This is a genomic window from Rhodopseudomonas palustris, assembly GCF_003591005.1.
Classification (GTDB): domain Bacteria; phylum Pseudomonadota; class Alphaproteobacteria; order Rhizobiales; family Xanthobacteraceae; genus Rhodopseudomonas; species Rhodopseudomonas palustris_K.
This window is the reverse complement of the sequence record NZ_QYYD01000009.1, coordinates 122155-146750: the sequence shown is the minus strand read 5'-3', so window position 1 is coordinate 146750 and position 24596 is coordinate 122155. Positions and strand designations below refer to the sequence as shown.

Annotated in this window: 17 protein-coding genes; 6 read left to right on the top strand and 11 right to left on the bottom strand. The window is 64.3% G+C overall.

Features of this window, described 5'->3' with window-relative positions; all coding sequences use genetic code 11:
- Positions 1-58: 58 nt before the first annotated feature.
- On the bottom strand, positions 59-1621 hold the full coding sequence (locus D4Q52_RS10790; RefSeq protein WP_119856552.1) for an AMP-binding protein: 1563 nt from the start codon (positions 1619-1621) through the stop codon (positions 59-61).
- 111 nt (positions 1622-1732) lie between these two features.
- Here D4Q52_RS10790 and D4Q52_RS10785 point away from each other — a divergent pair, with 111 nt between their 5' ends.
- Positions 1733-2695: an NAD(P)H-dependent flavin oxidoreductase gene (locus tag D4Q52_RS10785; protein WP_119856551.1), complete on the top strand. Its 963-nt coding sequence runs from the start codon at positions 1733-1735 to the stop codon at positions 2693-2695.
- Positions 2696-2771: 76 nt separating this feature from the next.
- On the top strand, positions 2772-3824 hold the full coding sequence (locus D4Q52_RS10780) for an alcohol dehydrogenase (RefSeq protein ID WP_119856550.1): 1053 nt from the start codon (positions 2772-2774) through the stop codon (positions 3822-3824).
- Positions 3825-4020: 196 nt separating this feature from the next.
- Here the strand turns inward: D4Q52_RS10780 and D4Q52_RS10775 are convergent, their stop codons facing one another.
- Positions 4021-4233 carry a hypothetical protein gene (locus D4Q52_RS10775; RefSeq protein WP_119856549.1) on the bottom strand — a complete coding sequence of 71 codons (213 nt, stop codon included), beginning with the start codon at positions 4231-4233 and terminating at the stop codon, positions 4021-4023.
- A gap of 77 nt (positions 4234-4310) precedes the next feature.
- Positions 4311-4934 (bottom strand): molybdenum cofactor guanylyltransferase MobA, encoded by a 624-nt coding sequence (gene mobA, locus D4Q52_RS10770; protein ID WP_119856548.1) that lies wholly within the window; start codon positions 4932-4934, stop codon positions 4311-4313.
- Positions 4935-5051: 117 nt separating this feature from the next.
- Between mobA and D4Q52_RS10765 the strand changes: the two genes are divergently transcribed.
- Both D4Q52_RS10765 and D4Q52_RS10760 read left to right on the top strand, forming a co-directional pair.
- Positions 5052-5306, top strand: a complete 255-nt coding sequence (locus D4Q52_RS10765) for a sulfurtransferase TusA family protein (RefSeq protein ID WP_119856621.1) — start codon at positions 5052-5054, stop codon at positions 5304-5306.
- Positions 5307-5415: 109 nt separating this feature from the next.
- On the top strand, positions 5416-5820 hold the full coding sequence (locus D4Q52_RS10760) for a DUF6496 domain-containing protein (protein ID WP_119856547.1): 405 nt from the start codon (positions 5416-5418) through the stop codon (positions 5818-5820).
- Positions 5821-6099: 279 nt separating this feature from the next.
- Here the strand turns inward: D4Q52_RS10760 and D4Q52_RS10755 are convergent, their stop codons facing one another.
- On the bottom strand, positions 6100-6981 hold the full coding sequence (locus D4Q52_RS10755; protein ID WP_119856546.1) for a Ku protein: 882 nt from the start codon (positions 6979-6981) through the stop codon (positions 6100-6102).
- 120 nt (positions 6982-7101) lie between these two features.
- Here D4Q52_RS10755 and ligD point away from each other — a divergent pair, with 120 nt between their 5' ends.
- Positions 7102-9837 (top strand): DNA ligase D, encoded by a 2736-nt coding sequence (gene ligD / locus D4Q52_RS10750; RefSeq protein WP_119856620.1) that lies wholly within the window; start codon positions 7102-7104, stop codon positions 9835-9837.
- A 15-nt stretch (positions 9838-9852) separates the two neighbouring features.
- Here the strand turns inward: ligD and D4Q52_RS10745 are convergent, their stop codons facing one another.
- Positions 9853-10017 carry a DUF3309 family protein gene (locus tag D4Q52_RS10745; protein ID WP_082364053.1) on the bottom strand — a complete coding sequence of 55 codons (165 nt, stop codon included), beginning with the start codon at positions 10015-10017 and terminating at the stop codon, positions 9853-9855.
- Positions 10018-10190: 173 nt separating this feature from the next.
- Between D4Q52_RS10745 and D4Q52_RS10740 the strand changes: the two genes are divergently transcribed.
- Entirely contained in the window at positions 10191-10502 is a 312-nt protein-coding gene (locus D4Q52_RS10740; protein WP_119856545.1) for a polyhydroxyalkanoic acid system family protein, read from the top strand.
- Between the two features lie 43 nt (positions 10503-10545).
- On the opposite strand, the gene treY is transcribed toward D4Q52_RS10740, so the two are convergent.
- The 6 genes from treY to D4Q52_RS10710 are packed head-to-tail and all read right to left on the bottom strand — an operon-like array spanning position 10546 to position 24571.
- Complete coding sequence (gene treY / locus D4Q52_RS10735; RefSeq protein WP_119856544.1) at positions 10546-13320, bottom strand: malto-oligosyltrehalose synthase; 2775 nt, start codon at positions 13318-13320, stop codon at positions 10546-10548.
- On the bottom strand, positions 13320-15083 hold the full coding sequence (gene treZ, locus D4Q52_RS10730; protein ID WP_119856543.1) for a malto-oligosyltrehalose trehalohydrolase: 1764 nt from the start codon (positions 15081-15083) through the stop codon (positions 13320-13322). Before treZ ends, treY begins: the two co-directional genes overlap by 1 nt.
- A complete protein-coding gene (glgX, locus tag D4Q52_RS10725; RefSeq protein ID WP_119856542.1) occupies positions 15080-17158 on the bottom strand; it encodes a glycogen debranching protein GlgX in 2079 nt (692 codons plus the stop codon). The genes treZ and glgX overlap by 4 nt, the downstream gene beginning before the upstream one ends.
- 2 nt (positions 17159-17160) lie before the next feature.
- The gene (glgB, locus tag D4Q52_RS10720) at positions 17161-19311 is read right to left on the bottom strand and encodes a 1,4-alpha-glucan branching protein GlgB (RefSeq protein WP_119856541.1); all 2151 of its coding nucleotides are present in this window, start codon (positions 19309-19311) and stop codon (positions 17161-17163) included.
- Complete coding sequence (gene treS / locus D4Q52_RS10715; protein WP_119856540.1) at positions 19308-22604, bottom strand: maltose alpha-D-glucosyltransferase; 3297 nt, start codon at positions 22602-22604, stop codon at positions 19308-19310. The genes glgB and treS overlap by 4 nt, the downstream gene beginning before the upstream one ends.
- Before the next feature lie 11 nt (positions 22605-22615).
- Positions 22616-24571, bottom strand: coding sequence for an alpha-1,4-glucan--maltose-1-phosphate maltosyltransferase (locus D4Q52_RS10710; protein WP_119856539.1), 1956 nt, complete (start codon positions 24569-24571; stop codon positions 22616-22618).
- Positions 24572-24596: the final 25 nt, after the last annotated feature.

Sequence of the window (24596 nt, the reverse complement as noted above, 5' to 3'; positions counted from 1 at the left end):
GGGCCGGCCGCAGGCCGGACCCGGTGGCGCACCCCGGAATGATGGAGGAGGAAGCGAACTACCCCACCATCCGATCACGCCCCTGCCAGAACTGCGCGCGCAGCACTTTCTTGTCGATCTTGCCGACGCCGGTCATCGGCATCTCGTCGACGAACTTGATCTGCTTCGGCGCGTGCGCCGAGCCCTTGCGGGTCTTCACCAGCTCGATCAGCTCGCGCTCGTCCGGCTGCGTGCCGGGCTTGCTGACGACGACCGCGGTGACGGCTTCGCCCCATTTGTCGTCGGGCACGCCGACGACGGCGACCATCGCGACGCCGCTGTGCGTCGACAGCACGTCTTCGACTTCGCGCGGGAAGATGTTGAAGCCGCCGGACACGATCATGTCCTTCTTGCGGTCGAGGATGTACATGTAGCCGCGGTCATCGCGCTTGGCGATGTCGCCGGTGTGCAGCCAGCCGTTCTTCAGCGTTTCGGCGGTCTGCTCCGGACGCTTCCAATATTCCTGCATGACGTGCGGCGCACGCACGCAGATCTCGCCGGCTTCGCCGTCGGCAACCTCCTGGTCGTCGTCGTCGAGGATGCGCGCATCGCAGGCCGCGATCGGGAAGCCGCAGGACAGGAACAGATCCGGCTGCTTCGGGTCGTGATCGGCCTTGCGCAGCACCGACACCGGGTAGCACTCGGTCTGGCCGTAGAGCTGTGAAAACACTGGACCGATGCGCTCGATGCCTTCGACCAGCCGCGTCGGCGACATCGGCGAGGCGCCGTACAGCACGAGATCGAGCGAACTCAGATCGGTGCTCGCCAGCGCCGGGTGATCGAGCAGCACGTAGATCATGGTCGGCACGAACAGCGTGAAGTTGATCTTCTCGCGCTGGATGGTCTGCAGCACCGCTTCGGGATCGAAGCCCTTCAGCATATGGATGGTGCCGCCGCGCATCAGCGCCGGCAGCACCTTGGTGCCGGCGACATGGCTGATCGGCGCCACCGTGAGATAGCGCGGGTCCATCGGGATTTCGAAGTCGGCCAGGATGGCCGCAGCGAAGCCGGCGTTTTCGCGATGCCGGCGCAGCGCACCTTTGGACTTGCCGGTGGTGCCGCCGGTGTAGTTCAGCACGGCGACGTCGTCGATCTGCGCGAAATCTCTCGGCGTGGCGCTGCCTGCCTTGTCGAGCGCGACCAGCAGGTCGAGGCCGTAGTCGGCGCGGCCGATGGTGAAGACGTGGCGCAGCCCGCGCGCCTGCATGGCGAGTTCGCCGCCGCGCTGGTGAAACGCGGCCGCATCGATCACCAGGATTTCGGCTCCCGAATCTTCGATCTGGTCGATCTGGTCTTCGCGCGAGCCGAGCGGGTGCAGCCAGGTGATGGCGAAGCGGCTGAGCTGCGCGGCGACGCCGGCGCACCAGGTTTCGGCGCGGTTGGCCGTGAGCATCGCGACGCGTGTGCCGGGTTGCGCGCCAAGTCCCATGAACACCTTCTGGATGCCGCCGATCATGTCGATCGCGCCGCGATAGCTCAGCGTGCCGCCCGGCCAGCTGAATGCGGTGCGCGTCGGGTAGCGCGACAGCGCGCGCAGTGTCTGCGTGCCGGCGGTCGGAAAAGCATTGAGGGCGTCGGTCATGGGGCTTGCTCCCGTGTGTTTGTCATCGGCTTTTGCGCGTGCCAATGTTCGGTCAAAGCGTAGCACGCCGCAGCCGCGGCGGAACAGCAAAGATCATGATGGAGGAACGCCTTGGCCGCTGCCGATCGTCTCAGCATATTCCGCGAACGGCTCGAGCTGCCGCTGATCGCGGCGCCGATGTTCCTGGTATCAGGCGTCGATCTGGTCGCGGCAGCGTGTGCGCAGGGCGTCATCGGTTCGTTTCCGACCGTCAATTGCCGCAGCACGGAACAACTGGATAGCTGGATCAGCACGATCGAACAGCGCGCGCGGGCGCACGCCGATGACACCGGGCGCAGCGCCGCGCCGTGGTGCGCCAACTTGATCGTGCACCGCTCCAACGCTCGCCTGGCTGACGATCTCGCCGTGCTGCTGGCGCACAAACCGGAAATCGTGATTACCAGCGTCGGCTCGCCCGAGCCCGTGATCAAGCCGCTGCACGACGCCGGCGCGATGGTGCTGGCGGACGTCGCGAGCATTCGCCACGCCGAGCGCGCGGCGGAAGCGGGCGCCGATGGCCTGGTGCTGCTGACGGCAGGAGCGGGCGGTCAGACGGGGTGGCTCAATCCGTTCGCTTTCGTTCGCGCGGTGCGCAAATTCTACGATGGCGTCATCGTGCTGGCCGGTGGCATCAGTGACGGCGTCGCGCTGCGCGCCGCAACGGCGCTCGGCTGCGATCTCGGCTATATGGGCACCAAGTTCATCGCCACGCAGGAAAGCCTCGCCGATCCGCGCTACAAGGAAATGCTGGTCTCGTCCTCCGCCGACGACATCCTGCTCACCAAAGCATTCACCGGGCTGCAGACCAACATGCTGCGGCCCTCGATCATCGCCGCAGGACTCGATCCTGGCGATCTGCCGGAGCGCGGCGCAATCGATATCGGCAAGGACATCGACGTCGGCGCGCGCGAGCAGCGGCCGAAGCGGTGGCGCGATGTCTGGAGCGCCGGCCATTCGACCTCCGGCGTTGGCAACGTGGTCACGGTCGCTGAGCTGGTGCAGCAAACCGCCGGCGAATTTCGCTCGGCAGCATAAGTGCCGCGTTGCATGGTCGACGCCCCTGCGGTGGCGTGCCATATTTTGCCGCAACAAACATCGGGGAGAACGCGCAATGAAGAGCTTTCGTGTCACCGGCTTCGGCCAGCCGCTCAGCGAAGAAAACCGGCCGACGCCGGAGTTGACCGGCACGCAGGTGCTGGTCCGCGTCAAGGCTGCGGGTGTCTGCCATAGCGACCTGCACATCTGGGAAGGCGGCTACGAACTCGGCCATGGCCGCAAACGGCTGTCACTGCAGGACCGGGGCGTCGCGTTGCCACTGACGATGGGACACGAGACCGTCGGCGAGATCGTCGCCGCCGGGCCCGATGCCAAGGATGCGAAGATCGGCGAGGTCGCGCTGGTCTATCCGTGGATCGGCTGCGGTCAGTGCGCGGTGTGCAAGGCCGGCGACGAGAACATGTGCCTCAAGCCGCGCTTCCTCGGCGTGTATTGCGACGGCGGTTACTCCGACGAACTGATCGTGCCGCATCCGCGCTATCTGCTCAGTCTCGACGGCCTCGATCCGGTGACGGCGGCGCCTTACGCCTGCTCCGGCATCACCACTTTCAGTGCGCTGAAGAAGCTCGAGTTCTGTCTGGACGAGCCGATCGTGATCTTCGGCGCCGGCGGGCTCGGGCTGATGGCGCTTTCGCTGCTCAAGGCGATGGGCGGCAAGGGCGCCATCATGGTGGATATCGACGCATCCAAGCGCGAGGCGGCCGAGAAGGCCGGCGCATTGGCGTCGGTCGACGGCGCCGCGCCGGACGCGCTGGAGCAGATCATGGCCAAGGCCGGCATGCCGATCCGCGGCGCGCTCGATCTGGTCGGCAACGCGCAGACTGCGCAGCTCGGCTTCGATTGTCTCACCAAGGGCGGCAAGCTGGTGATCGTCGGCCTGTTCGGCGGCGGCGCGCCGTGGGCGCTGCCGTTCATTCCTATGAAGGCGATCACTATCCAGGGCAGCTATGTCGGCAATCTTGCGGAAACGCAGGAGCTGCTCGATCTTGTCCGCGCCAAGAAGATCGCGCCGATCCCGGTGACGCCGCTTCCACTTCCGAAGGCCAACGACGCATTGCGCGATCTGCAGCAGGGCAAGCTGATCGGCCGCGCGGTGCTGACGCCGTAATAAAAGACGTCATTGCGAGCGGATGGCGTCATTGCGAGAGGAAGGCGTTCTTGCAAGAGCAAGGCGTCATTGCGAGGAGGCGTAGCCGACGAAGCAATCCAGCCCAGTGCACGACGCTGGATTGCTTCGCGGAGCCTGTGCCCGGGATGGCGCAAAGTCCCGAACCGGGTGCAAGAGCAGTGAAGAGCGCAAATCGTTAGTTCTGGCCGTTCTGCTGCTGAGCCTTCTTGTCAGCCTTGTTGGCTTCGTGATGGCCGATCACGCAGCCTGCGACTGCCCCGAGCTTGCCATGACCCGCGAAATGACCGGCGACGCCGCCGACGATCGCACCCTTGATACAACCCTTGGCTTCCGCCGCGGATGTGAACGCAACCGCGAGGGTCGCGGCACACAGAGCAATGCGCTTCATCTGATATCTCCCGGACTGAACCTGCGACATTCCAACGCAGCAGCTCATCCAGCGTTCCGGCTTTTCCGGGCCCGCTGCTAATCGTGATCAGCGACGATCCGTTCGGCCGCTGCGAGGTCGTCCGGGGTGTTGACATTGAGGAAGGGATCGAAAGGCTCGGTCGGCCATTCGACGACCGCCCGCGCGTAGTACGCGGTGAAGCGATCGACTTTGCGGATGTCGTCGGCAAGCAACGCGCGGCGCAGATCGCTACGTAGATTGAGCGGCCACAAGGCGATGACCGGATGCGTCCGGCGGGTTGAAGCGGCGACCGCGATCTGCGCCTGCTGATCGATCCGCGCCTGATGCAGTCGTACGACCAGATCTTGCGGCAAGAACGGACAATCCGCCGGCGCGCTGAGCATCCACTGCGTTTGGGGATCATGGGTGTCGAGCCATTCGAGCCCGGCGAGCACGCCGGCGAGCGGGCCGGGAAAGTCGGGGACAGGATCGGCGACAATTGGCAGCCGGTACGCGGCGAACCGCGCCGCATCGCCATTGGCATTCAGAATCAGCCGCTCGCATTGCGGGGCTAAACGATCGATCACGTGCGCCAGCAGGCTGCGTCCGGCGATCTCGCGCAGCGCCTTGTCGCCGCCGCCCATACGCCGTGCCAGGCCGCCTGCGAGAATCACAGCAGAGGTGGAGAGCGGATCGGTCATCGGTCGGCTTTCAGCAAATTCGGCGCAGGGCGTCATAGCCCGTTGCGCCGCATCTGCGCAATAAGGCGAAGACCCGGACAATTGACGCAGCTGCCGCGCTTCGCCATCGTCTCGGACATGACTGCGATCGTGCTCGACCTCACCGGATTGAAATGCCCACTGCCGGCCCTGAAAGCCCGCAAGGCATTGGCCCGGCTCGATGTCGGTACGCGGCTCGAACTGCGTTGCACCGATCCAATGGCGATCATTGATATTCCTGTGCTGATCCAGCAGACCGGCGACCGCCTCGAGAGCACTGCGCGCCGCGACGCTGAGATCATTTTCGTGATCGAGAAGATGCCGGTGAAGGATGATCGCATCGGCGAGGCGTGATCAGGCGGCTTTCGACGCGCGCATGGGTCACCGACGCCCGCGCACTCGGCATTCTGGAACTTATTATCAGCGGGAACAATTAGGCCCCTTATTAGCAAGGGAGGCTTGTATGGCCCGGAAATACTCGAAGGCCGCGTCGGATGATGTCGAGCGCGCCATGAAAAAGAAAAAGGCCGGCACGCTGAAGAGCGGTGGCTCTGGCAAGACAGTGAAGAGCCGCAAGCAGGCGATCGCGATCGGCCTGTCGGAGGCCCGCGCCGAGGGCAAGAAGGTGCCGGGCAAGAAGTCGGCTAAGAAGTCCGGCAAGAAGGCGACGAAGAAAGCCGCTAAGAGGTCGACGAAGAAGACTACCAAGAAGGCGACCAAGACAACCAAGAAGGCCGCCAAGAGCTCGGCGAAGCGAGGCACGAAGTCGTCCGCCAAGTCGTCGAGCAAGAGCTCGTCCACCGCCAAGAAGTCCGGGCGGAAGTCTGCGAAGAAGTCCGGAAAGAAGACGTCGAAGAAGACGTCCTAAGGCGCTCCTCACCTCATTCCGGGGCGCCGCGCAGCGGCGAACCCGGAATCTTGGTGCAGGGATGCGGCCACGCAGTGGCTTTGTCAGGGCTCACTTCACGACACGATAGCATCCGTGCTGAGATTCCGGGTTCGCGAGCTGCGCTCGCACCCCGGAATGACTCGTGGAGAGGGAGGCGCGACGCCGCTCGTGCGCTTCAATCGTTGCAACGAGCGCGCCTTTCCGACAGCAGTGAGTCCTCATTCTGGGATCCTGACCGCAGCTCTCAGCCCGTCGCCATCAGCCCGCCTTGCGGGCGCGGGCGGCGGAACGGTGGGCTTTCTTGGCGGAGCGGCCGCCGCCGCGTGATGAGGCGCGACGCGGCGCCGGTTTGCTGCCCTTCTTGTTGCCGAGGCTCTGGCGCAGGGCGTCCATCAGATCGACGACATTGTCCGACTTTTCTTCGGGCTCGGGCAGTTTGATCGATTTGCCGGCGGCCTTGCGCTTGACCAGCGCCTTCAGGGCCGTTTCGTAGTCGTCCTTGAATTTCGACGGATCGAAATGCGCCGCCTTGGTATCGAGGATGTGGCCGGCGAGTTCGACCATGTCCTTCGAGATCTTCGGGCTCTTGATGTCGTCGAAATACTCGTCGGCATCCCGCAATTCGTAGGGGTAGCGCAGCGTGGTGGCGAGCAGGCCTTTGCCGAGCGGCTCGATTGCCAGCACGTGCTCGCGATTGGTGAGCACGATCCGCGCCAGCGCGACGCGGCCCTTGTCCTTCATCGCGTCGCGGATCACCGCGAAGGCGTCGATCGCGGCCTTGCCTTCCGGCACGATGTAGTACGGATTGTTCAGGTAGCGCTTGTCGATCTCGTCGGCCGGCACGAAGCTGTCGATGTCGATGGTGTGGGTGCTCTCGATCTGCACCGCCTCGAGCTCCTCCTTTTCGATCTCGACGTACTTGCCCTTGCGGACCTCGTAGCCGCGGCCCTTTTGATCCTTGTCGACGACCTCGCCGGTGTCCTCGTCGATCATCTGCTGTTTGAGACGGTTGCCGGTCTCTGTGTTGATCATGTGAAAGCGGGTCTTCTCGACGCTGGTCGAGGCCGGATAGAGCGCGACGGGGCAGGTGACGAGGGACAGCTTGAGCGAGCCCTTCCAGTAGGCGCGACGCGGGGCCATGATGCTCTCCGAGGCGTATTGCGATGCGGATGGTGACCGGTTGGATGCGGTCGGGAACTTCAACCGAACGCTAGGGTTTTGGTTCCGCATCTGCAAGTTGCGTCCAATTCGGAGATCATCATGGCTCCCCACAAGAACCTCGCGCTGTATCGCAAGAAGCGCGACTTCGAGCAGACGGCGGAGCCGTCCGGCGACGTTGCGGTCGCCCCGTCGAAGCGGCGCCGCTTCGTCATCCAGAAGCACGACGCGACGCGGCTGCACTACGATCTCCGTTTGGAATATGACGGCGTCTTCAAGTCGTGGGCGGTGACCAAAGGGCCGTCGCTCGATCCGCACGACAAACGGCTCGCGGTCGAGGTCGAGGATCATCCGCTCGACTATGGCGACTTCGAGGGGACGATTCCCGAGGGGCAATATGGCGGCGGTACCGTGCTGCTGTGGGACCGCGGCTATTGGGAGAGTGACGATCCCGAACGCGGGTTCAAGAAGGGCGATCTGAAGTTTACGCTGGAAGGCGAGAAGCTGCACGGCAGTTGGGTGCTGGTGCGGATGCGCCATGATCGCAATGGCGGCAAGCGCACCAACTGGCTGCTGATCAAGCATCGCGACGAATATGCGCGTGACGGCGACGGTGAAGCCGTGCTCGATGAAGACCACTCGGTCGCGTCGGGCCGTGCCATGGCGCAGATCGCGGAGGGCAAGGGCCGCGCGCCGAAGCCGTTCATGACCGGCAAGGTTGCGCGGGTGAAGGCCGACGCGGTGTGGGACTCGAACAAGGGGCTCGCGGCCGACGAACGCGCTGCGAACGGCGCTGGCAAGTCGAAGGCGAAGCCGGCCGCAGAGAAGAAGACTGCCAAGAAAGCCGCGAAGAAAGCGGTCAAGCGGGCCAGCGCCAAGCGCGCCGCGATGCCCGACTTCGTGCCACCGCAACTCTGCGTTTCGGTCGATCGACCCCCGGCCAGCGAAGGCTGGGGCCACGAGATCAAGTTCGACGGCTATCGGATGCAGCTTCGCGTCTCGGGCGGCGAAGCCAAGCTGATGACCCGCAAGGGATTGGACTGGACTGCAAAGTTCAGGGCGATCGCGGAGGAGGCGGCTGAGCTACCGGACGCGCTGATCGACACCGAGATCGTCGCGCTCGATCACCACGGCCATCCCGACTTCGCCGCGTTGCAGGCGGCGCTGTCCGACGGCGACACCAGCAATCTGATCTGCTTCGCGTTCGATCTGCTCTATGCCGAGGGCGAGGATTTGCGTGGCCTGCCACTCAGCGAGCGCAAAGCGCGGCTGGCTGCGCTGCTCAAGGCGGCGCGCGGCCGGCGCAAGGAAGGCTTGATTCGCTACGTCGATCATTTCGAAACCGGCGGCGATGCAATTCTGCAGTCGGCCTGCAAGCTGTCGCTCGAAGGCATCGTCTCCAAGAAGCTCGACGCGCCGTATCGCTCCGGCCGCAGCGAGGGCTGGACCAAGGCCAAGTGCCGCGCCGGCCATGAGGTGGTGATCGGCGGCTGGAAGACCACCGCGGGAAAATTCCGCTCACTGATGGTCGGCGTCCATCGTGAGGGCGAGCTTGCTTATGTCGGCCTCGTCGGCACCGGCTATGGCCAGGATGTGGTCAAGCGCATCCTGCCGGAGCTGAAGGCGCGGGAGAGCAAGGACAACCCGTTCAGCGGCAACAACGCGCCGCGCAAGACGCGCGATGTGCATTGGGTGACGCCGGAGCTCGTCGCCGAAATCGAGTTCGCCGGCTTCACCGGCGGCGGCATGGTACGGCAGGCCGCGTTCAAGGGCCTGCGTGCCGACAAGCCGGCCGCGGAGGTCGAGGCCGAAGAGCCTGCCAAGGTCGAGATCGCCGAGCCGAAGCCGAAAGGCAAGTCCGCCAAGGCAGCCAAGGCATCGCCGAAGCGCAAGCCGGCTCGGGCCGCTGCCAAGCGCGCCGCGGCGCCGAAAGGGCGCGCGGAGGTGATGGGCGTGGTGATCTCCAAGCCGGAGAAGGAGCTATGGCCGGCGAGTGAGGTCAGCGGGGCGATCACCAAGGCCGATCTCGCCGGTTATTACGAAGCCGTTGGCGATTGGCTGATCGATCATATCAAGGGCCGGCCGTGTTCGATCGTGCGCGCCCCGGACGGTATCAACGGCGAGCACTTCTTTCAGCGCCACGCGATGCCCGGCATGTCCAATCTGATCGATCTCGCGAAAGTCTCGGGCGATCGCAAGCCCTATGTGCAGATCGACCGGATCGAGGGGCTGATCGCAGTGGCGCAGATCGGCGGCCTCGAACTGCATCCGTGGAATTGCGCGCCGGACCGATACGAGGTGCCCGGCCGTTTGGTGTTCGATCTCGACCCGGCCCCGGAGGTCGGTTTCGACAAGGTGATCGGCGCCGCGCGCGAGATGAAGGAGCGGCTCGAAGCGCTGGGGATGACGACGTTCTGCAAGAGCACCGGCGGTAAGGGGCTGCACGTGGTCGTGCCGCTGAAGCCGAAGGACGATGTCGACTGGAAGCAGGCCAAGACGTTCGCGCAGACGGTATGCGCGCAGATGGCGGACGACAGCCCGGAGCGCTATCTGCTCAACATGTCGAAGAAGCAGCGCGAGGGAAAAATCTTCCTGGATTACTTGCGCAACGACCGGATGTCGACCGCGGTTGCGCCGCTGTCGCCGCGAGCCCGCGAGGGGGCGACGGTGTCGATGCCGCTGACCTGGGCGCAAGTGAAGACCGGGCTCGATCCGAAGCGCTACACGGTGGAGACCGTCCCGGCATTGCTGCGTAAGACCAAGGCCTGGGCCGATTACAACAAAGCCGAAACCCCGCTGAGGCCGGCGATCAAGTCGCTCGCCTCCAGCGGGGCTTGAGATCGCAGAAGCCGGTTAGATCTTGCCGAGCAGCAGCAGGATCACCAGGATGATGATCACGAGGCCAAGACCGCCACCGCCGTAGTAACCGGTACCATAGAACGGGCCGCCGCCGATGCCGCTGAAGCCGCCCAGCAAGGCAATGATCAGAATGATCAGGATGATTGTGCCGATAGACATCTCGCTCTCCTTGTCGCGACGGACCGCCCGAATGCTCCGCCTGTCGCGACAAAAACACGCGGAGCCGGGGAAGGTTCCGCTGATTGAACTTCGCGGGCTCGGTTGCACCCTGTTATTTCCGCCGAGCACGCTTACATGACCAACGATTAGTTGCCGGACGGAAGGAAGCCGCGATGTCAGCCCCGCTTGTCGTATCGATTCCCCATCGCCTCGGTCGCGAGGAGGCGATTCGCCGGTTGCGTGTCGGGCTCAGCCAGGCGGCGATCAAGGTCCCGGTGCTCAAGGTTGATCACGAACATTGGGACGGCGACCGCATGGAATTTCGGGTGCGGGCGCTCGGCCAGGTGGCCGCCGGCCAGGTCGATGTCGCCGAAGATCACGTCGTCGTCGAAGTGCGGCTGCCGTGGCTGCTGCAGAAGTTCGCCGACGTGGCGCAACGAGCCATCAAGGACCGCGGCCATTTGCTGTTGGAAAAGAAGAAGTAACGAGAAAAAGGGGCTGCACCTTTCGGGATGCAGCCCCAATCGATCAGGTCTTGCGGCGAGCAGGACGGGCGTCTGCAACGCGCAGGTGCCGCGCGGCCACCGGCAGGTCCTGAAACAGCTCGCGGACGGCCAACCCGGCGGCAGCGTCGCCTTCGAGGCCGAGCTCCCCAGTATCGATGGTTGCATCCCACGCGTCGCCGCGCGGCCATTGCCGGCCTTGATCCGACAGCGGCGCGAAGTCTTTGCCGACCGCGATGATCACGGCGTCCGGGCCATGGCTGCGGGCGAAAGCCAGCACATGGTCGGCGTGCGGGCCGGTGACCTTGAGCGGCCGGTAGTCGCCATCGGTGAACACGTTGGGCAATTTGGACCGCAGCTTCAGCAGCTGACGCGTCCACGCCAGCTTCACGCGGCCGTCGTGCCAGTGCTGCGTCAGCGCCGACCAATCCGGCTCAGTGAGAGCTTCCACCGCTTTGTTGCGCGCCGCGAAGTCGACGGGACGGCGATTATCAGGATCGACCAGCGAGAAATCCCAGAACTCGGTGCCCTGATAGAAGTCCGGCACGCCGGGCATCGTCGTCTTCAGCGTCACCTGGCTCAGCGAGTTCAGCGCGCCGATCACCGACAGCCGCTGCGACAGCGCCTTTAACGACTCCAGGAATTCGCCGGACTGCGCGGGATCGAGGATCCGCTCGATGAAGGTTTTGATGCCTTCCTCATACGCCGGATTGGGATTGATCCAGTTGGTGCCTTCTTTGCCTTCCCGCGCCGCTTTCAGGGCGAAAGCCTGCATCCGGGCAGGGAAGTCGGGATCGTCTTCGAGCGGCCAGGCGCCCAGCAGCGCCTGGTACAGCATGTATTCGAACGTCGCCGACGGCGCCCGCAGGCCGCCTTCGGTGACTACGTGCGGCGCGTTCATCACCTTCCACTTCGAGACGGTGGCGGCCCATTCGCCGGGCATTTCGGCAAGGCCCAACAGCCGCGTGCGGGCGTCTTCGCCGCGCTTGGCGTCGTGGGTCATGGTCGCGGTCATGCCGTGCGGCCAGTCCCTGGCCCGCTCGATCATCAGGGCATGGAAGGCGTCCGGGGATAGCGCGTATGCGGCCGGTTCGCCGCCGACTTCGTTCAGCGCGAGCAGGCGGTGATAGCGATAGAACGCGGTGTCCTCCAGCGACTTCGCCATCGTCGGCCCGGTGAACTGCTGGACCTTGAGGGCGAAACGCCGAACCCGCGGCTTGCTGTGCGCGCCATGGCCCGGCTGCAGCAGGTCCATCGTCAACGCGTCGCGCAGGAAGTCGAAGATGCCGTCGTCGGCGCCGTACCAATCGGCACGGGCTTTCTCGATGGTCTGGTCGATCAGCGCACGATCGAGCTCGGTCGGGCCGTTGCCGGTGATGTAGGTCCGATACACCGGGAAGTGCAGCACATAGAGCTCGAACACCTGACGCAGATTGTCGGCCGAGAAATCGCGGGTCGAGTAGTGGCCGTTGGCGATCCGCGCCAATAGCCGGGTCAGCACGGTGAATTCGCTGAGCAGCAGTGTCTCCAGCACGCGGCGCTTGGCGCGCAGCAGCACGGGTTCGAAATCCGGCGAGCTGTTGCTGATCTGCCGCCAGATCTCGTCGAGCGGCGCCAGCCCCGCGCCGTCGACCAGCGCCTGGGTAATGACGTTCAGCCACTCGTAGCCGGTGGTGCCGTGGACGCCGGCGAAGCGGGGCAGCTTCTCGCCTTCGCCGAGAATCTTCTCGATCACCATGTAGAGCGGCTCGGCCGCCGGGCCGCGCGCATCGCGCGTGAGCTTGCGCAGCCGCTGGAAGTACTGCGCCGGATCGCGCAGGCCGTCGATATGATCGAGCCGCAACCCCTGCAGCTGGCCATCGGCCACCAGGCGCTTCACCAGCTGGTGGATCGCCTCGAACGTGCCGGCGTCCTCGACGCGCAGGCCGGCCAAAGTGTTCACATCGAAGAAGCGGCGATAGTTGATCTCGCTGGTGGCGAGCTGCCAGTGACCAAGCCGATAGTGCTGGCGCTCCAGCAGATTGTGCAGCGCCTGGATCTGCGCGGTGCGGCCTTCGCCGGCCCGATAGGCATCGAGCCCCTTCTCGATCAGCGCCGCGCCGCCGTCGACCGCCTTCAGCGCCGCCTTGAAGGCCGGGGCCTCCTTGCGGTCGGGATGGCTGAGGCCGCGGTACTTGCCGGCGAGTTCGAGCAACGCTTTGCCGGCGTCGCTTTCGGCCGCGTCGGCTTCGCGGACAATGACGCGCAGGATCTCGCCATAGCGCTGCGGCGCGATCGGCAGGCGGTGCTCGAAGTACCACGCCGAGAAGCTGCCTTCGCCGGGATCGTAACGCAGCTCGATCTCGCCCGCTTCAAGCGCCTTGCCGTAGGACGAGCCGATGATCGGCAGCAGCACGCCGCCGCGGCCGCGATACGGCAGCATCTCCCAGTCGATATCGAACGACGCGGCATGCGGCGAGGCGGGGCCCCATTCCAGCACGTCGAGCCACCATGGGTTGTCGGCGAAATGCACGCCGACATGGTTGGGGACGAAGTCGAGGATCAACCCGACATCGTTCTGCTTCAGCGCCGAGGACAGCCGCGCGAAGCCTTCCTCACCGCCGAGCTCCGGGTTGAGCTTGGTGTGATCGACGATGTCGTAGCCGTGGCTCGACCCCTTGCGCGCCTTGGTAAAAGGCGACGCGTAAAGATGCGAGATGCCGAGTGCTTTGAGATAAGGGACGATCGCCGCCGCGTCGTCGAAGCCGAAATCGGCGGTGAGCTGGATGCGATAGGTGGCAGTCGGGATTGGGGGGGACATCAGGACTCTTCAAGGCGCCAGGAAACCGCCCACGGCGGAATGATCCCGTCCCAATCATCGCCCCAGACTTTGGTTCCAACCGGGGGCTTGGCGTCGCGCGGCTGGTCGGAGAGGTTCGCCGCAAGCCGCAGCGTCGCGCCGTCGCCGAGCCGCCAGTCGGCCGTCAGCAAGCCTTGGTCGGTCGCCGCAGCGTCGCCGAACTTGGCGCCGCGCAGGCGCGGCACCAGCATCTGGTGGCGGATGGCGAGCAATTGCTTGACCAGCGCCAGCCGTTTCGCTCCGGGGCTCTTGTTGCGTTCGCTCCAGTCAAGCACGGCGCTTTTGAAAGTCGATTCGTCGAGCGGATCGGGGACGTCGTCGCCGTACTTCTCATAGGCGCCGGCGAATTCCTTGCGGCGACCCTGGCGGACAGCCTCGGCGAGATCGCCATGGAAGTCGCAGAAGAACGGGAACGGCGCCTGCGAGCCCCATTCCTCGCCCATGAACAGCATCGGCACGGTCGGCGCCAGCAGCGTGATCGCCAGCGCGGCTTCGACGGCTTCGGGCCGCGCCAGGCTCTCGAGCCGGTCGCCGAGCGCGCGGTTGCCGATCTGGTCGTGGTTCTGCAGGAAGTTGATGAAGGCGAGCGGCGGCAGCTCACCGCTGGGTTCACCACGCGGTTCGCCGCCGCGGTGCTCCGACGGCTCGCCCTGATAGACGAAGCCCGAGCCGAGCGAGCGGGCGACGTGCTGCAGCGGCCCCTTGGCATAGTCGGAGTAGTAGCCCTGCGTCTCGCCGGTCAGCGCGACGTGCCAGGCGTGGTGATAATCGTCGTTCCACTGCGCCCGATACTGGCCGCGATGCGGGTCGATCGTCGGGTCGAGCTGAGCGGCGATGTTGTCGTCATTTTCCAGCATCAAATGCAGATGCCGACCCGTCTCCGCCGCGAGCTTGCCGACTTCGCGGCTGAGCTCGTACAGCATCGGGATTTCGCCCTGGTCGGGGATGGCATGGACGGCGTCGAGCCGCAGCCCGTCGAAGCGATATTCACGCAGCCAGTACACCGCGTTGTCGATCGTGAACGAGCGGACCTGTTCGACGTAGTAGTTGATCGCGTTGCCCCACGGCGTGTGCGAATCCGAGAAGAATGTCGGCGCATACTGGCCGATATGATTGCCCTCGGGTCCGAAGTGATTGTAGACGACGTCGAGAAACACCATCAGGCCGCGCTCGTGCGCGGCGTCGATCAGCGCCTTGAGATCTTCGGGGCGGCCATAGACGCTGTCGGGCGCGTACCACAACACGCCGTCGTAACCCCAGTTGCGCTTGCCGGGAAAATCGGCGAGCGGCATCAGCTCCAGCGCGGTGATACCGGTGGCGACCAGATCGTCGAGCTTGTCGATGATGGCGCGGTAGCTGCCCTGCGGCGTGAAGGTGCCGACGTGCGCTTCGAGCACGACCGCCTCTTCCCACGGCCGACCGCGCCATTCGGTGGCACGCCAGGCATAGGCGGAGTGATCAATCACTTCGCTCGGCCCCGGAATGTCCTCGGGCTGAAACGCCGAGGCGGGGTCGGGCACGTCGTTGCTGCCGTCGATGCGAAAGCGATAGCGCGCGCCGCCGCGGACGCCTGCGATCTCGGCCGTAAACCAGCCGTTCTTGTCCTGCTGCATCGGATGCGTGTGGCCATCGAGCAGGACGTCGACCGTCTCGGCGTTCGGCGCCCACAGCCGGAATTCGACGCCATTCGCAGTGAAACGCGGGCCGTGGGCTCGGCTGTTCATACAGGGGCTCCAGAAAACGCCATGACAGATCGGGGTGGGGCGGAAGACGCGCTGCCGGACGCCAGCGGCGCGACCTGCACAGTGTCCTTGGTAGTGTCGAACAGCTGATGCCAGCTCTGATATTCGGGCAGGTTGGGCAGCAGGAACGGGATGGTCTCAACGCCGGAATTCAGCACGATGAACATCGCGCTGGTGCCGGGTTGCGTCGGGCTGAGTACGTAAGCAAGGAAGCGGCCGTCCGGAAACGCCCAATCCTGTTCGGTCATCTCCGCAGCGGATGGCGTCAGCCACAGCACGCCGTAGCTGCCATCGGGGCGGCGGCCGTCGAGCCAGCGCCGCGAACGCAGCTGTGGGAAGTTGGCGCGCAGCTGAGTCATCAGGCCGATGAAGTCGACCATGTCGTCGCCGTCGCTGTTCTGTCCGCTCCAGTCGACCCAGCCGATCTCGTTGTCCTGGCAGTACGCGTTGTTGTTGCCGTTCTGCGAGTTGCCGACTTCGTCGCCGGCAAGCAGCAGCGGCACGCCATGGGCGAGGAACAGGCAGGCGAGCTGATTCCTGCGGAGCTGCCGGCGCAGCGCCAAGATCTGCGGATCATCGGTCGGGCCTTCATGCCCGCAATTATTGCTGTGATTGTCGTTCGAGCCGTCGCGATTATCTTCGCCGTTGGCGAGATTGTGCTTCTCGTTGTAACTGAACAGGTCGGCGAGGGTGAAGCCGTCGTGCACCGTGACGTGGTTGATGCTGGCGCGCGGCATCCGGCTGTCGTGGTTGAAGATATCGGAGGAGCCGGTCATCCGCCGCGAGACTTCGCCGATCAGGCTGCCTTCGCCGCTCCAATAGCGCCGCATCGCGCTGCGATAGCGGTCGTTCCACTCCGACCATTGTGAGGGAAACGCGCCCACCTGATAGCCGCCCATGCCGAGATCCCAAGGCTCGGCGACGAGCTTGACCGAGGCGAGCACCGGGTCCTGGCGGATCGCGGTGAAGAAGCCGGAGTTGCGATCGAAGCCATTCGGCCCGCGTGCCAGCGTGGTTGCGAGGTCGAAACGGAAGCCGTCGACGTGGAAGACTTCGACCCAGTAGCGCAGGCTGTCCATCACCATCTGCAGCACGCGCGGATGCTGCAGATTCACCGAGCTGCCGCAGCCGGTGAAGTCGTCGTAGTAGCGCGGGTTGTCGCGCGACAGCCAATAATACGAGGCGTTGTCGATGCCGCGGAACGACAGCGTCGGACCGAGGTGATTTCCCTCGGCGGTGTGATTGTAGACGACGTCGAGCAGAACCTCGATGCCCGCGTCGTGCAGCCGCGCCACGGTGGTGCGAAACGCGTCGAGCGGATTGTCCGCCGCATAGCGCGGCTCCGGGGCGAAGAACGAGATCGTGTTATATCCCCAGTAGTTCACCAGCTTTTTCTCGACCAGCATGCGGTCATCGATAAGCGCGTGAATGGGGAGAAGTTCAATTGCGGTGACGCCGAGCCGCTTGAGATGATCGATCATCGCCGGCGCGGCGAGGCCGCCGAACGTGCCGCGCAATCCGGGCGGTACGTCGTCGCGTTGCTGCGTGAGGCCTTTGACGTGGGCTTCGTAGATAATGGTGTCTTCCCACGGGATGTTCGGACGGTTCTCGTGGCGTGAGAAGCCGCCGGTCTCGTCGATCACCATCGCCTTGGGCATGCCGCGCGCGTTGTCGCGGCGGTCGAACGACAGGTCCTCGCGCGGGCTGCCGGTGCGATAGGCGAAATGCGCGTCGCTCCACACCAGCCGGCCGAACAGCCGCTTGGCGTAGGGGTCGAGCAGCAGCTTGTGCGCGTTGAACCGGTGGCCCCGTTCAGGATCGTAAGGCCCGTGGACCCGATAGCCGTAGAGCTGACCGGGCGACACGTCATTGAGGTAGCCGTGCCAGACGTCCTCGGTGCGCTCCGGGAGTTCGATGCGCTCCAGCTCGCGTCGGCCCTGACTGTCGAACAGACAAAGCTCGACCTTGTGGGCATTGGCTGAGAACAACGCGAAATTGGTGCCGCGCCCGTCCCAGGTCGCCCCGAGACGAGAGCAGCTTCCAGCAGAGAGGCGCATTGTTAGTCTTCCGGCGTCAGAAAGATCGCTGCGAGAGGCGGAACGGTCAGACTAAGCTCGGGAACCAACCCGTCAAGAGTGTGGACTTCGCCACCATTGCCGACATTGCTGCCGCCATAGATCGCCGCGTCGGAGTTCAGCACCTCGCGCCAGCGGCCGGGAAACGGCACGCGGACCCGATAATCCTGATATACCGTCGGCGAGAAGTTGGCGACGATCAGGCAGCGCGCCCTAGTGTCGTTGCCCTTCCGCATCCAGGCGAACACGTTGCGGGCGGAGTCTTCGGTGATGATCCACTCGAAGCCGTAAGGGTCGCAGTCGAGCTGGTGCAGCGCCGGCAGGTCGCGATAGAGCTTGTTGAGATCGCGGATCAGCGCCTGCACGCCGGCATATTTCGGCGAATCCAGCAGATGCCAGTCGAGCGAGCGGTCGTGATTCCACTCGCGCTCCTGGCCGAATTCGCAGCCCATGAACATCAGCTTCTTGCCCGGATGAGCGAACATGAAGGCATAATACGCGCGCAGATTGGCGAAGCGCTGCCATTCGTCGCCCGGCATCCGCCCGAGGATCGACTTCTTGCCGTGCACCACTTCGTCGTGCGACAGCGGCAGGATGAAGTTCTCAGAGAAGGCGTAGTGCAGCCCGAACAGGATCTGGCCGTGGTGATATTTGCGGTGGATCGGATCCTTGCTGATGTAGTTCAGCGTGTCGTGCATCCACCCCATGTTCCATTTGTAGCCGAAGCCGAGACCGCCGAACTCGACCGGACGCGACACCTGCGGCCACGCGGTGGACTCCTCAGCCGCCGTCGTGGCGTTGGGGAATTTGGCATAGACTTCCGAATTGAAGCGCCGAAGGAAGTCTATCGCCTCGATATTCTCGCGGCCACCGAACTTGTTCGGGATCCAGCCGCCGGCCGGGCGGCTGTAGTCGAGATACAGCATCGACGCCACGGCGTCGACGCGCAAGCCGTCGATGCCGTAGCGCTCCAGCCAGAACAGCGCGTTGGAGACCAGGAAGTTGACAACTTCGGTGCGCCCGTAATTGTAGATCAGCGTGCCCCAGTCGAGGTGCCGGCCCTGCATCGGGTTGGCATGCTCATACAGCGCGGTGCCGTCGAAATTGCCGAGGCCATGAGGATCATCCGGAAAATGCCCGGGTACCCAGTCGAGCAGCACGCCCAGGCCCTGCGCGTGGCAGGCGTCGATCAGGGCGCAGAAATCCTCCGGCGTGCCGAACCGCGAGGTCGGCGCAAACAGACCGGTGGGCTGATAGCCCCACGAGCCGTCGAACGGATGCTCGCTGACCGGCAGGAATTCGACATGGGTGAAGCCCATGTCGCGCACATAGGCCGGCAACTGTTCGGCCAGTTCGCGATAGGTCAGCCACTGATCGCCGTCCTTGCGGCGCCACGAGCCGAGATGCACCTCGTAGATCGACATCGGCGAGCTCAGCGCGTTGACGTTGGTCGGCGCGGGGCGAGGATGCGGAAGCTTTGTCGTGTCCAGAACGATCGAAGCGGTCTTCGGTCGCAGCTCGGCCGCGAAGGCGAGGGGGTCGGACTTTTGTGGCAACTGCTCGCCATGCGGCCCGGAGATGTCGAACTTGTAGTGATCACCCTCCGTCGCCCCGGGGATAAACAGCTCCCAGTAACCATTGCCGCGCACGCGCATCTGATGGCGAAGCGGATTCCAGAAGTTGAAATCACCGACAACGCTGACACGGCGGGCGTTCGGGGCCAGCACGACGAAGCCGACGCCTTGCACGCCCTCGAGCACCATCGGATGGGCGCCGAGCTTGTCGTACAGCCGCTGATCGGTGCCTTCGCCGAGCAGATACAGGTCGAAGTCCGTCAGGATCGGGGGAAAGCGATAAGTGTCCTCGAGCTCGACAGTGGCGTCGCCGAACCGCGCACGCAGACGGTAGCGATGCGAACCATTCGGCATCGAACCAATGAACAAGCCGCCATCATGGACACGCTCGAGCTGTGCGCTTTCGCCATGTTCGCCGACCACTTCGACGGCGGTCGCGTCCGGCAACAAAGTGCGTACCACCACACCACCGTTTTCAGGATGGGCGCCGAGGTAGTGAAACGGGTCGCTATGGCGGCCTTCGAGGACCGCGTATGCCTCGTCCGTCAGTTGCGCAGTCATGTATTCTCCTCGGGATGCCGAGTCAGGATGCGAAGGATGCCAGCCAGCGGCACGCGGAGCCAGTCAGGGCGGTGGGCGAGTTCATATTCGATCTCGTACAATGCCTTTTCGATCAGGTAGAAGTCCAGCAGCCGCTCGGCCGCCGCTGGATCAGAAGGCCAAACGGGACTGTCCGCCATGGTGTCGCGGTAAGCGGAGAGGAAAGCGTCCGTCGCCTGCGCGCGCCAGGCGTCCAGCGCGGCGATGATCTTGCCGGCCTCCTCCGGATGCGTCTTCAGCGCGCGCTCCAGCGCGGCGGTGGTCGAATAGTCGATGGAACGAACCAGCCCGGCAACGTCGCGCGCCGCCGGCGCCTTGGCGCGACGTTCGACCTGCGAGCGCCGCGGCTCTCCCTCGAAGTCGATGATGAACACGTCTTCCTTGACGATCAGCATCTGGCCGAGATGGAAGTCGCCGTGATGTCGAATGTTCAGGCCGCCATGCTCCGCCAGCACTTTGGGCAGCCGCTGCGCCAGGCTGCCCCGCAACGCGAGAAACTCGTCGACTAGCGCCTGATCGCTGTCCTTCATGCCGTCGCGCTTGCGGCCGAGCTCGTCGAGCACGCGGGCGGCGTCGGACGAAACCGTTTCGGTCCAGCGCTGCACATCGTCATCCGCGATCCGCGCCGGCGTGAAGTCTGCCACCTCGGGGTGGCTGGCGAGGGCGATGTGCATCTCGGCAAGACGCCTGCCGGTCTGCTGCATGTAGCGCAGATAGGGCGACAGCTCTTCGCTGACCGTCTCTTCGTTCGGATTCATCAGGACGCGCTGATCGTCGACATAGCGGTCGAGGTAGCCCGAGGTCACTACCCAACCATCGCCCTGATTGGCGACGAACTCGTGCACGACGGCAATCGCGCTGACCTTGTCGCCTTCGACCAACTCGACGCTGCCGAGCAGAGACGGCGTGTTGGCATAGCCGGCCGTTTCGGTCAGGAAGCGGCCCATCTCGATTTCGGGGTTGGTGCCGGCCTCGATCCGCCTGTACAGCTTGACCACATAAGTCTCATCCACCAATGCGGTCGAATTGGACTGCTCCGTGGATACCGCCCGGATATGTTCGTAAGGGCCGGCCTTCTTCTCGCCAATTCGCGAGCCTGGACGGAATTCGAGGCGGTCACCCTCGTTTTCGATCACCGCGGATTCGCGTAGATTGTCGAGCAGCATCGAGGTGAATTCGGCGTCGCCCGCGACGTCGAGCAACGTGCCCTCACGCGATCCCTGACGCACCGCCGCGAAGGCCCGCGGGTTGTAGCGCTCACGGTCGAACCGCACCCAATTGATCTGCATCGGCAGCACGTAGCGGCTGGTCACGCCGCGCACGCTCGCCTCGAAGAATGCCAACCAGGGCCGGTTGTCGTGGGTGCTGGAGAACGGAATCGCCGAGGTGAGGCGAGGCTGAATTGCCCGCATCGAGCGTTCCGGAAACCACCGCGTTCGCGACAGGAATGCGGGCAGGACATCACGCTCGAACACGCCGCGCGTGCGACCGAGCGACATCCAGGTGGCGCCGACTGGTACGACCAGCGTTTCAAACTCCAACGCTGTCGCCGCAGGCGCGACGTGGTCCGACACGTCACGTTCCTCCAGCTTGAACCAGTAGAAGCCGTAGGGCGCGAGCGTGATCATATAGGGCAGCTCGCCGATCGGCGGAAATTTCGTGCGACCAAGCATTTCCTGGGGCACGCGTTCCTTCCACGGCGACAAATCGAGTTCGGTCGGCTGCGCCGAGCGCGACAGATTGGCGACGCACAGGATCACTTCGTCTTCGTATTGCCGGACATAAGCCAGCACCGAGCGATTGGTCGGACGGATGAAAGTCATCGTGCCGCGCCCGAAGGCGAGGGTGGATTTACGGACGGAGATCAGCCGCTTGGTGGCGCTGAGCAGCGACGACAGGCTGCGCGCCTGCGCCTCGACGTTGACCGACGCGTAGCCGTAGACCGGATCCATGATCGGCGGCGCATACAGGCGCGCGGGGTCGGCGCGGGAGAAGCCGCCGTTGCGGTCCGGCGACCACTGCATCGGCGTGCGTACGCCGTTGCGATCGCCAAGATAGATGTTGTCGCCCATGCCGATTTCATCGCCGTAGTAGATGATCGGCGTGCCCGGGAAGGACAGCAGCAGCGAGTTCATCAGCTCGATCTTGCGCCGGTCGTTGTCCATCAGCGGCGCGAGGCGGCGGCGGATGCCGAGATTGATGCGCGCCCGCGGATCGGCCGCGTAGGTCTTCCACAAATAGTCGCGCTCGACGTCCGTGACCATTTCGAGCGTCAGCTCGTCGTGGTTACGAAGGAACATCGCCCATTGGCAGTTGGCCGGGATTTCCGGCGTTTGCCGCATGATGTCGGTGATCGGGAAACGGTCTTCCTGCGCGATCGCCATGTAGATACGCGGCATCAGCGGGAAGTGATAGGCCATGTGGCACTCGTCGCCCTGGCCGAAATATTCCTGAACGTCCTCGGGCCACTGGTTGGCCTCGGCCAGCAGCACCTTGCCCTTGGCATAGGCATCGAGCTCGGCGCGGAGCTGCTTGATCACCGTGTGGGTTTCGGGAAGATTCTCGTTATTCGTACCGTCGCGCTCGCACAGATAGGGAATTGCGTCGAGCCGGAAGCCGTCGACGCCGGTGTCGAGCCATCGCTTCATCACCTTGACGACCGCGCTGACCACGCGCGGATTGTCGAAGTTGAGGTCGGGCTGATGCGAGAAGAAGCGGTGCCAGTAATACTGCCCGGCCTCCGGATCCCATGTCCAGTTCGACTTCTCGGTGTCGGTGAAGATGATCCGGGTGCCTTGATATTTCTGGTCGGTGTCGCTCCAGACGTACCAGTCCCGCGCACTGGAATCCTTCGGGCTGCGGCGGGCTCGCTTGAACCAGGCGTGCTGGTCCGAGGTGTGGTTGATGACCAGTTCGGTGATCACGCGCAGGCCGCGCCGTTTCGCCTCCGAGATGAAGCGGCGGAAGTCTTTCATCGTGCCGAAATCGGGATTGATCGAACCGTAGTCGGCGATGTCGTAGCCGTCGTCGCGCTGCGGCGAGGGGTAGAACGGCAGCAGCCACAGCGTGTTGACGCCGAGCTCCTGCAAATAATCCAGCTTCTCGGTCAGGCCCGCGAAATCGCCGATGCCGTCGTTGTTGCTGTCGGCAAAGGCTTTGACATGCAGTTGGTAGATGATCGCGTCTTTGTACCAAACCTCGTCGGTGGCCGCGGTGTCGGTGGCGGTTTCGTCGATCGGAGACATCAAATTCATCGTTGGACCTGTCAGGCGAGGCAGCGGAAGAGCACGGCGGGATCGCGGTGAGGATCGATCCGCAGATTCAGCCCGCCCCATTCCACCGGGAAGCGCTCCCCGGTCAGCAGGTTTTCCACCGCCGCCACCGGGCGGCGTTCGCCGCCGACTTCGACCTGAGTATCGCCCAACGGCAGCCAGACCTCGCGCGGCTCGGCCGACAGCGCGATCGCCACCGCGACGACGTTGGTGAGATCATCCGAGTATTTGACGAAGCCAGTCACATTGGGGTCCTGAACGTCCAGGAAGCGGAGATTGCTGATCTGCTGCAGCGCCCGGTTGGCGCGGCGAGCGCGATTGATGTCACGAATATAAGGCTTAATGTTGCCCGGCTGGTCCCAGTCGCGCACCTTGATCTCGTATTTCTCGGAATCGAGATACTCCTCCTTGCCGGGAATCGGCGCATGCTCGATCAGCTCGAAGCCGTTGTAGATGCCATAGGTCGATGACAGCGTCGCGGCGAGTGCAAGACGAGCCTTGAACATCCACACGTCTCCGCCCTGCAGGTGGAAGGGCAGGATGTCCGGCGTGCTGACGAAGAAGTTCGGTCGATAGAAGTCGCGTTCGGGATAGCGCGTCAGTTCGCGCAGATATTCCTCAATCTCCCACTTCTGCGTGCGCCAGGTGAAGTAAGTGTAGGACTGGCTGAAGCCGAGCTTGGCCAGCCCCTTCATCAGCTTCGGCCGCGTGAACGCCTCGGCAAGGAACAGCACGTCCGGATGCCGCAGTTGCACCTCGCGGATCAGCCACTCCCAAAACCGCAGCGGCTTGGTGTGCGGGTTGTCGATCCGGAAGATCTTCACGCCCTGATCGACCCAGAACAGGATCACGTCGCGCAGCGCATTCCACAGCGAGCCGGCGTCGTCGCAGGTGAAGTCCGGATTGACGATGTCCTCGTACTTCTTCGGCGGATTTTCGGCATACTTCATCGAGCCGTCGGGCCGGCGCTTGAACCAGTTCGGATGCTGCTTCAGCCACGGATGATCCGGCGAACACTGCACGGCGACGTCGAGCGCCACTTCCATATTGACGATCTTGCAGGCCTCGAGCAGCGCGCGGAAATCCTCGAGCGTACCGAGCTCCGGATGAACGGCGTCGTGGCCGCCTTCCTCAGCGCCGATCGCATAGGGACTGCCGGGATCGCCCGGCTCGGCCTTCAGCGAGTTGTTGCGGCCCTTGCGGTTGACGCGGCCGATCGGATGGATCGGCGTGAAGTACAGCACGTCGAAGCCCATCGCGGCGATGTCCGGCAGCCGGTTGATGCAGTCGCGGAAAGTGCCGTGCTGTCCGGGCACCTTGCTCTGGCTGCGCGGCACCATCTCGTACCACGCGCCGTTGCGGGCGCGCTCGCGGTCGATCATCAGCGGCAGCAGCGGTGACCGGGACAGGTCGGGGCGCGCCTGGCTCTCCGCCATGGCGTCACGCAGCTCTTCCGAGAGAAGGGGGGCGACTTCGCCGGTCTGCAGATATTCTTCGCAATGGCCGTGCACGACGGACAGCGCACCGGGGCTGCCGTGCAATGCGCGGGTCAGCATCCCGGCGCCCTCCAACGCGTCGAGCGCGACGTCTTGGCCGGCCTTCAGCTTCAATTCGACGCCGTGTCGCCACGTCGCGAATTCGTCAGTCCAGGCCTCGATCGCATAGACATACCGTCCGATCCGGTCGGGCGTGAAGCTGGCGGTCCAGCGGTCATTGACAAAATGCCGCATCGGCGTTCGCTGCCACTCCTGATCCTGCTCGAGTCGCCAGATCAGTGCAGCGGCCATCACCTCATGGCCGTCGCGATAGATATCTGCCCATACCTCGATCGGCTCGCCGACGATCCGTTTGACCGGAAATCGGCCTCCATCGATGATGGGGTAGATGTCTTCAATGTGGAATGCGCCGCCGGTGGTGGCGGTCTGAATCGCTTGGGTCGATTTGTTCACGGTGATGCCGTATAGGACTGGCGTC

Excerpts from the sequence above, each read along its gene's own strand:
- D4Q52_RS10790 (WP_119856552.1), bottom strand. The coding sequence starts at position 1,621 with ATGACCGACGCCCTCAATGCTTTTCCGACCGCCGGCACGCAGACACTG.
- D4Q52_RS10780 (WP_119856550.1), top strand. The coding sequence starts at position 2,772 with ATGAAGAGCTTTCGTGTCACCGGCTTCGGCCAGCCGCTCAGCGAAGAA.
- D4Q52_RS10775 (WP_119856549.1), bottom strand. The coding sequence starts at position 4,233 with ATGAAGCGCATTGCTCTGTGTGCCGCGACCCTCGCGGTTGCGTTCACA.
- mobA (WP_119856548.1), bottom strand. The coding sequence starts at position 4,934 with ATGACCGATCCGCTCTCCACCTCTGCTGTGATTCTCGCAGGCGGCCTG.
- D4Q52_RS10765 (WP_119856621.1), top strand. The coding sequence starts at position 5,052 with ATGACTGCGATCGTGCTCGACCTCACCGGATTGAAATGCCCACTGCCG.
- D4Q52_RS10760 (WP_119856547.1), top strand. The coding sequence starts at position 5,416 with ATGGCCCGGAAATACTCGAAGGCCGCGTCGGATGATGTCGAGCGCGCC.
- D4Q52_RS10755 (WP_119856546.1), bottom strand. The coding sequence starts at position 6,981 with ATGGCCCCGCGTCGCGCCTACTGGAAGGGCTCGCTCAAGCTGTCCCTC.
- ligD (WP_119856620.1), top strand. The coding sequence starts at position 7,102 with ATGGCTCCCCACAAGAACCTCGCGCTGTATCGCAAGAAGCGCGACTTC.
- D4Q52_RS10745 (WP_082364053.1), bottom strand. The coding sequence starts at position 10,017 with ATGTCTATCGGCACAATCATCCTGATCATTCTGATCATTGCCTTGCTG.
- D4Q52_RS10740 (WP_119856545.1), top strand. The coding sequence starts at position 10,191 with ATGTCAGCCCCGCTTGTCGTATCGATTCCCCATCGCCTCGGTCGCGAG.
- treY (WP_119856544.1), bottom strand. The coding sequence starts at position 13,320 with ATGTCCCCCCCAATCCCGACTGCCACCTATCGCATCCAGCTCACCGCC.
- treZ (WP_119856543.1), bottom strand. The coding sequence starts at position 15,083 with ATGAACAGCCGAGCCCACGGCCCGCGTTTCACTGCGAATGGCGTCGAA.
- glgX (WP_119856542.1), bottom strand. The coding sequence starts at position 17,158 with ATGCGCCTCTCTGCTGGAAGCTGCTCTCGTCTCGGGGCGACCTGGGAC.
- glgB (WP_119856541.1), bottom strand. The coding sequence starts at position 19,311 with ATGACTGCGCAACTGACGGACGAGGCATACGCGGTCCTCGAAGGCCGC.
- treS (WP_119856540.1), bottom strand. The coding sequence starts at position 22,604 with ATGAATTTGATGTCTCCGATCGACGAAACCGCCACCGACACCGCGGCC.